Below are 8,072 nucleotides of genomic sequence, written 5' to 3' on the forward strand. Positions count from 1 at the left end.
AGATTAAGCACAATGACTTCACGCCGTACATTCCTACGCAACATGACGGGTGCCAGCCTGGCAGCCGGCTCTCTGGCCGCCTTTCCTCCCAGCATCCGCAAGGCGCTCGCCATCCCGGCCAATAACAAGACGGGCACCATCAAGGACGTAGAGCACATTGTGGTTCTGATGCAAGAGAACCGCTCCTTTGATCACTACTTCGGCACCCTGAAAGGCGTACGTGGTTTTGGTGACCGCTTCACCATTCCACTGCCCAATGGCCGCAACGTCTGGCAGCAAAATGTCAGCTCGACCGAAACCGTGATGCCTTATCACCTGGACAGCACCAAAGGGAATGCCCAGCGCGTCAACGGCACCCCGCACTCCTGGTCGGACGGCCAGGCGGCCTGGGACCACGGCCGCATGGCTTTCTGGCCCAAGCACAAGAACCGCCACTCCATGGGCTTTTATCGCGAAGCCGAAGTGCCCTTCCAGTTCGCCATGGCCAATGCTTTCACCCTGTGCGATGCCTACCACTGTTCCATGCACACTGGCACGAACTCGAACCGCATGTTCTTGTGGACTGGTACCAATGGGCCCTCGGGCAGCGGCGAATGTACAGTGAACAACGCCTGGGACAGCCTGGGTTCTTCGCTGCTGGGCTACGAATGGAAAACTTACCCCGAGCGTCTGGAAGAAGCCGGCATCAGCTGGAAGGTGTACCAGAACCTGCCTGACAACTTCACCGACAACTCCTTGGCAGGTTTCAAGCAATATCGCCGCGCCAATGAGCAGTCCGGCAAGCCAACCAACACCCCTTACGAACCTTCGGATGATGTGGGCAACCCGCTGTACAAAGGCATCGCTAACACCATGCCCGATGGCGGTTTCTTTGGCCAGCTGCGTAAAGATGTAGAAGAAGGCAATCTGCCCCAGATCTCCTGGGTGGTGGCTCCCGCCAATTACTCCGAACACCCAGGCCCATCAAGCCCGGTGCAAGGTGCCTGGTACACCCAGGAACTGCTGGATGCTCTGACAGCCAACCCCGAGGTCTGGAGCAAGACCGTACTGCTGGTCAACTTTGACGAGAACGACGGCTTCTTTGACCACGTGCCTTCGCCCTCCGCGCCATCCATTGATCCGGTCACCGGCAAGCCCGCAGGCAAAACGTCCTTGAGCGAAGACGAAATCGCGTTCGAATACTACAACTACCCCAGCCCCAAAGGCCTGTTGGGCCAGCCCCCCCGTGACGGCAAGGTCTTTGGCCCCGGCGTGCGCGTGCCCATGTACGTGATATCCCCCTGGAGCCGTGGCGGCTGGGTGAACTCGCAAGTGTTTGACCACACGTCCGTCATCCGCTTCATGGAAGAACGCTTCGGTGTGATAGAGCCCAATATCAGCCCCTACCGCCGTGCCGTGTGTGGCGACCTGACTTCGGCCTTCAACTTTGCCAGCCCGAACGACGAGCCGCTGCCTACCTTGAACGGCCGTCGCAGCCGTCAGGAAGCCGACTCCATCCGCAGCGCACAAGAGCGCTTGTCCCAAGTGCCTCAGCCCGTGGACAACCAGCGTATTCCCGTACAGCAAACCGGTGTGCGTCCATCGCGTGCCCTGCCCTACGAGCTGCACGTCAGCGCCCGTTGCGACAGTGAAAAAGGCGTACAACTGCTGTTCTCCAACACAGGTAAAGCCGCCGCTGTTTTCCACGTCTACGACAAGCTGAACCTGGACCGTATCCCGCGCCGCTACATGGTCGCTCCCGACCAGATTCTGGACGATGTGTGGGACGTGCAGGCGAACAATCTGGGGCACTACGACCTGTGGGTATTGGGCCCGAATGGTTTCCACCGCCACTTCCGTGGTGATGTCAGCGTATTGAGCCAGCCCGAAGCCGCCCGTCCAGAAATTCGCGTTTGCTACGAAGTGACCAAGGGCGACATCTATCTGGAAATGATGAACGGCGGCCAGTCTGCCTGCACCTTCACCATCCAGTCCATGGCATACCGCGAAGACGGCCCATGGGAAGTCACCGTGGAACCAGGCAAGCAAGCCAAGCAATCCTGGGTTCTGAAATCCAGCGGTCACTGGTACGACTTTGTGGTGCGCAGCAACAGCGACCCAAGCTACTACCGTCGTTTCGCTGGCCGCGTGGAGTTTGGCGAGCACGGTGTCAGCGATCCGGCTCTGGGCATTCCGGCTTACCTGTAAGACTTAAACGCTGTGCATCTATAGTTCTCTATCGTCTGACTATGTGTGCGTGCGCACCACGCACACGTTTTGCCCCGATGCCTTTGCTTGGCATCGGGGCTTTTTTTATTGATTGTGAGTGATGTCAAACGGGACCTGAAAGCCCGCTGATCCAGCAAGCTTAGCGGGAAAAGCGCGACCGTAGATTCAAGCCAATGTAATGCCTTCTACGTTGCCGCTTTCTTTTCGTCGCCACTCTTTCCTCTTTGACCTGGACCGGTATCCGGGCGCTGCCCAACTCCACAACCGCGCGCAAAACAGCAGAGTAAGCAGTACGGGCAGGCAAGCAAACGTCAGCCCCTGCATACATAGCACGCTCACTGGACAAGGGGGACTCATCGGCCAGAAACAGAATGCCAACATTATCCAGCTGCCGCATCGCGGAAATAACGGCGTACACATCAAACGCGCTCTCGCCCTCCCCGTCAATAATCAGAATGCGCAAGCGCTTTCCGAAAGTGGCAAGGTCTGTAGGACTGGTTGCTACCGTCGTGCACACCCCGGAGCCGGCCAAATAATCATGCAGGGCCAGCATATCGCCCACACGCGATGATGCAGGCTGTGCAATCAGGAGAAAAACCACATCAAAATCATACATAGGGCGCGATACGCAGTCCTGTTATCACCGACCACCCTGCATCAATTTAATAATGGCCTGTGTATGCTGGGCGTTCTGGGTTCCGATCAGCAAACGCCCATCAGAAATCGTTTCACTGATACGAGCCACACTGACCAACTGCCCCTGCACACTCAAGAGCAGATAATGCCCTCTTGCCTGAGCCGTGACACTGCGCAGTTTGCTAATGCCGTTCTGGTTCATCTCCAGTAGCAAAAACGTACCTTGATCCTGAGTGGTCACAGGGGTGACGCGGTGCAGATCGGATTGCGTCAAAACAGGCTGGGGCAGCGCATACAGCGAGGTTCCCCCCACATCCACAGCCACCAAGGGCGCTTCTGCTTTCTCTTGCGCCAAATGCAAGGTAATAACAGTTTGAGCTTGGGCACGTGAGGCCGTCGGTGCCGCCGTGCTGGCATTGGTCGAACCACCCGCGCCTTGCATGACAGGCGGTGCTGGATCTACAGGTTCGGAAATATGACGAGGCATGGTTTGCTGACAAGCAGCCAGGCCACCAGCCAGAATCAACACCGCTAATTTGTGCAGAATATTCATTGTTTTCTCGATCACGGCACACACCCGGCCAAGACGGGTGCGTGCCTGGTTGCCGCATCCAACTTAGCGTTGGCCTTGAACTTCGATATCGACCCGACGATTCGGTGCCAGGCAGGCAATCAAATCACTGCGATTGGGCTGATCACACTGCACAAGGGGGCGGTCCTGACCAAAGCCTTGCGTCACAATTGCGGCGGCTGAAATGCCCTGGGCGGACAAGGCCTGTCGTACCGTCTGGGCACGTTGTTGCGACAAACGCTGATTCGATGCCGCACTTCCAATCCGATCTGTGTGGCCGGAAACCGTCACCCGTTCGATGTCGGACATTTGCTTGAGCTGACCTGCAATATCACGAATCGTGCTCAGACCGGCGCTGGTCAAGGTCGCACTGCCAAACGCAAAGGCCACGTCCCCGGAAAGCGAAAATGGCTGAATGGTTGTGGTTTTCGGCGCCGCATCCAGAACAGAAGCACACTCACTAGGCTTCCAGTAAAAGCTGCGACCCAGCTTGTCCTGATCAAACAGCACCTTGAACTGACAAGTCTTGATGCCCTGTGCCGTGTTGAAGTGGAACAGGTAATCCCACTCGCGAACCTTGAAGCCTTCGGCAAAGTGCGGACGACCCAGCAGGTCATACAGCTGATCGCGAGTCACGCCTTCCCGGACCTGACGCAGATTGTCGATATTCGGGTAAGAGCCCGTGTGAAAAGTCGCTTTATCCACTTCCGGAAACACCGGGTTTTCCGTGTGGCCCTCCGAGTCCACCTGACTCAAGGTTCCGCAACCAGCAAGCACCAGACTGCCCAGCAAAGCAGCCCCAAACCAATTTTTCTTCATGATCTGAATTCCTTCAAAAGTGTGTGCTGTGCATCGGCGCCAATGCGCCGATGCACCATAGAGTCAGGGCCGACTTACCATTGATAACCAATACCCACGGCACCACCGTAATCACCGCGCGAGGTGGTATTGCCCGAGAGCTTGTAAACCCACTTACCGTTATCGGTAATACCGGAGAAACCAATGGCCATACCGGACTCTCCACGCCAGGTACCGCCGGCCATGGACATCATGTGCTTGCCCGGCAAGTAAGCCTGGGGCAGAGACGCTGTTGCCATCGCGGCCGCCACACCTGCACTTAAGCGGTTATCCAGACGATTGATATCGTGGCGAATATTGTTGATCTGACCTTGCAGATTGCCCGCCACCTGATTCAACTGGCTTACGTTGACCGCATCGGTGTCATTCACGCCCGCCGCCACATTGGTGATGTGCTTGCCGGACATATTGATGCCGTTCTCGTTGATGATCGGACCACCGTTATTGATCTGAATTTCATCGGCCTGAACATTCACTGCCGTAATGGAATTGACCTTCAGATCCTGGGACACCGACACCTTGATATCAGCGCCAACGGTCTGGCCTGCATCATTGACCCGGTCCGTCTTGGAGATAACGATGTTGTCCCCTTCAACAAAGCCCACCGTGTTGCCATTGTGGATAGGCGTGCCGTCACCGGAGCCATTATTGCCACCACCTGTGGAGCCGGAACCATTGCCGTTGGAACCACCGGTATTGCCGCCTTCCTTGCCATCCGTCGGTGCTTCAACATTCCAGTGCATGCTGTCCAGAACATCTTTCAAGGAGGAGTGCTGGCCACCGTTGTAGGCAAACGAGCCGTTTCCATCCAGACCAATGAAGGACTCGATAGGCTGGAGCTGACCATAATTGACGGCATCCGTCGGATTGCGACCAGCGGCAACATTGGTGATGCGCATATCACCTGCGTTGATGCCAGCCAGGGTGATGCTCGGGCCATTATTGATGATCAGGCCGGTGTTACCCAGGTGTACGTCGTTTCCTACCGCAACCCCTGCGTTGTTGATGACGGTATCGCCGGTCTTCAGGCTGCCATCTGCTCCCAGATCAATGTCCTTGTTCAGCTTGACTTCAACCTGTCCGGAATCATCGGTGCCAGTCTGCTCAACCGTGACATTCTTGTCACCGACAAAGGCAACCTGGCCGTTCGGGCCAATATTGGCGCTGTTGCCATCCGCATCGGTCACATTCCAGCCAGCGCTGGCAACGTCATTGACTTGCTTGAGCTGATCTTCGGTGGCCGCCTGACCGCTGGTGTAGTTGTCCGGATCCCAAGTCAGATTGGTCAGTCCGCCGATTCGGCCGGTATCACCATTGATCGTGACCGGGTTTGCTCCGCCCACCACGACCTGCGTGCTGCCGATAGCCGTGCTGTTACCGGCCGCATCTGCCACCGTGATCGAACCTGCGCCTACGGTAGTCGTGTCACCGGCGGCATTGCTGACCGTGGTGCCTGCCGCAGTCGTGGAGGTCTTGTTACCTGCCCCATCATCCACAGTCAGACCGTCGTTGTTCACGACCGTGTTTCCTGTCTTCAGGCTACCGTCTGCGCCCAGATCAATATCCTTGTTCAGGTTGAAGGCCAGGTCCGTGCCATCACGCGAAATGTTGATGTTGCCGTCCGTGTTACTGAAGTCCACCGAGGCGCCAGGCTTCACGTTTTCAGTAGCACCACCATTAGCGCTGATATTCCAGCCTGCGTTGGCAACCTCTGAAACTTCTTTCAGCTGCGATACGTTCACCGCATCGGTGTCATCCGTACCTTCGGCAAGATTGGTGATCTTCTTGCCGTTCATATTGATGCCGGCACCGTTAATCACCGGTCCACCGTTATTGATGGTGATGCTGTTCAGATCCGTCAGATCCTTAGCCATGACCAGGTTCAGCTTGTTGCCGTCGCTATCAACACGCAGGTTCTCACCCGTGGACTCTGCGCCCTCGGCCAACTCACCTGAAATGGTCAATGGCGTGTTATCGCCCAAGGTCTTGGCGATGGTACTGCCAGTGTTACCCGCAAAACTCAAGCCATCGGCCTGGGTGGCGATTTCGTTACCCTTGTAAGTAACATCGCCGCCGTTATTGACCACAAAGTTGTCGCCTAAACGGGTTTCGCCCGTAACAGTCAGGTTGTTAGTGGTGATGCTATCGCCATTGACTACCGTGTCGCCTACGGTGACGCTGTCACCGTTGATCACGGTGTCGCCCACCGTAATGCTGTTGCCCACGGTCAGATCATCAGCCAGATTGAAAGCCAGATCAGTGCCGGTGCGCGTGACGGTGATGTTGCCATCGTCATTGCTGAAGTCCACCGATGCTCCGGGTTTGACGTTCTCAGCAGCAGCACCATTGGCGCTGATATTCCAGCCCGCATTGGCAACATCCGAGACCTCTTTCAACTGCGACACATTCACCGCATCGGTATCATCCGTGCCAGCATCCAGATTGGTGATCTTTTTGCCACTCATATTGATGCCATCGCCGTTGATCACCGGGCCACCGTTATTGATGGTGATGCTGTTCAGATCCGTCAGGTTCTGGGCCATGACCAGGTTCAGCTTGTTGCCGTCACTATCAACACGCAGGTTCATACCCGTGGACTCTGCGCCCTCGGCCAGTTCACCCGAGATAGTCAACGGTGTGTTCTCACCCAAAGTCTTGGCAATGGTGCCGCCGGTGTTGCCCGCAAAGCTCAAGCCATCATTCAGGTTGGCGATCTCACCACCCTTGTAGATAACGTCGCCGTCGTTGTTGACTACAAAGTTGTCGCCCAGGCGGGTTTCACCCGTAACAGTCAGGTTGTTGGTGGTGATGCTATCGCCATTAACAACCGTGTCCCCAACCGTGACGCTGTCACCGTTGATCACGGTATCACCTACGGTAATGCTGTTACCCACGGTCAGATCATCGGCCAGATTGAAAGCCAGATCGGTGCCATCACGCGAGATGACGATGTTGTCATCATCATTGCTGAAGTCCACCGAAGCACCGGGTTTCACGTTTTCAGTTGCACCACCATTAGCACTGATGTTCCAACCTGCGTTAGCAACGTCCGAGACCTCTTTTAACTGCGACACATTCACCGCATCGGTGTCATCCGTACCAGCGGCCAGATCGGTAATCTTCTTACCGTTCATATTGATGCCGTCACCGTTGATCACCGGACCACCGTTATTGATGGTGATGCTGTTGATGTCTGTCAGGTTTTGAGCCATCACCAGGTTCAACTTGTTGCCGTCACTATCGACACGCAAGTTCGCACCCGTGGACTCTGCGCCTTCGGCCAGTTCACCCGAAATGGTCAGCGGTGTGTCATCGCCCAGCGCCTTGGCAATGGTGCCGCCGGTGTTACCCGCAAAACTCAAGCCATCGGTCTGGGTCGCTACTTCGCTACCCTTGTAGATAACATCGCCCGCGTTGTTGACCTCGAAGTTGTCACCCAAGCGGGTGGCACCCTCAACAGTCAGGTTCGTGGTCGTGACACTATCGCCATTGACGATGGTGTCGCCTACGGTAATGCTGTTGCCGATGGTCAGATCATCGGCCAGATTGAAGGCCAGATCGGTGCCGGTGCGCGTGACGGTGATGTTGCCATCGTCATTGCTAAAGTCTACCGAGCCACCAGGTTTGACGTTCTCAGCAGCTGCACCATTGGCGCTGATGTTCCAGCCTGCGTTGGCAACCTCTTCAACATCCTTCAATTGCGACACGTTCACCGCATCGGTGTCATCCGTGCCAGCGGCCAGATCGGTAATCTTCTTACCGTTCATATTGATGCCGTCACCATTGATCACTGGACCAC

5 protein-coding genes are annotated in these 8,072 nt (G+C 56.2%); 1 reads left to right on the forward strand and 4 read right to left on the reverse strand.

The features are described from left to right. The first annotated feature begins 12 nt into the window (after positions 1-12). Positions 13-2,187 carry a phosphocholine-specific phospholipase C gene (locus D0C27_RS14100; RefSeq protein WP_137431208.1) on the forward strand — a complete coding sequence of 725 codons (2,175 nt, stop codon included), beginning with the start codon at positions 13-15 and terminating at the stop codon, positions 2,185-2,187. Between the two features lie 160 nt (positions 2,188-2,347). Here the strand turns inward: D0C27_RS14100 and D0C27_RS14105 are convergent, their stop codons facing one another. The 4 genes from D0C27_RS14105 to D0C27_RS19290 all read right to left on the reverse strand — a co-directional run. Next, a complete protein-coding gene (locus D0C27_RS14105) occupies positions 2,348-2,824 on the reverse strand; it encodes a hypothetical protein (RefSeq protein WP_035271962.1) in 477 nt (158 codons plus the stop codon). Positions 2,825-2,848: 24 nt separating this feature from the next. Next, positions 2,849-3,397, reverse strand: coding sequence for a SecDF P1 head subdomain-containing protein (locus tag D0C27_RS14110; RefSeq protein WP_035272160.1), 549 nt, complete (start codon positions 3,395-3,397; stop codon positions 2,849-2,851). 63 nt (positions 3,398-3,460) lie between these two features. Continuing rightward, positions 3,461-4,234, reverse strand: coding sequence for an OmpA family protein (locus D0C27_RS14115; protein ID WP_137431209.1), 774 nt, complete (start codon positions 4,232-4,234; stop codon positions 3,461-3,463). A 74-nt stretch (positions 4,235-4,308) separates the two neighbouring features. Beyond that, the coding region (locus tag D0C27_RS19290; protein ID WP_170978583.1) for a YadA-like family protein at positions 4,309-8,072 on the reverse strand (3,764 nt) is incomplete at its 5' end.

It is taken from the genome of Alcaligenes faecalis (genome assembly GCF_005311025.1).
GTDB classification, from domain to species: Bacteria; Pseudomonadota; Gammaproteobacteria; order Burkholderiales; family Burkholderiaceae_B; genus Alcaligenes; species Alcaligenes phenolicus.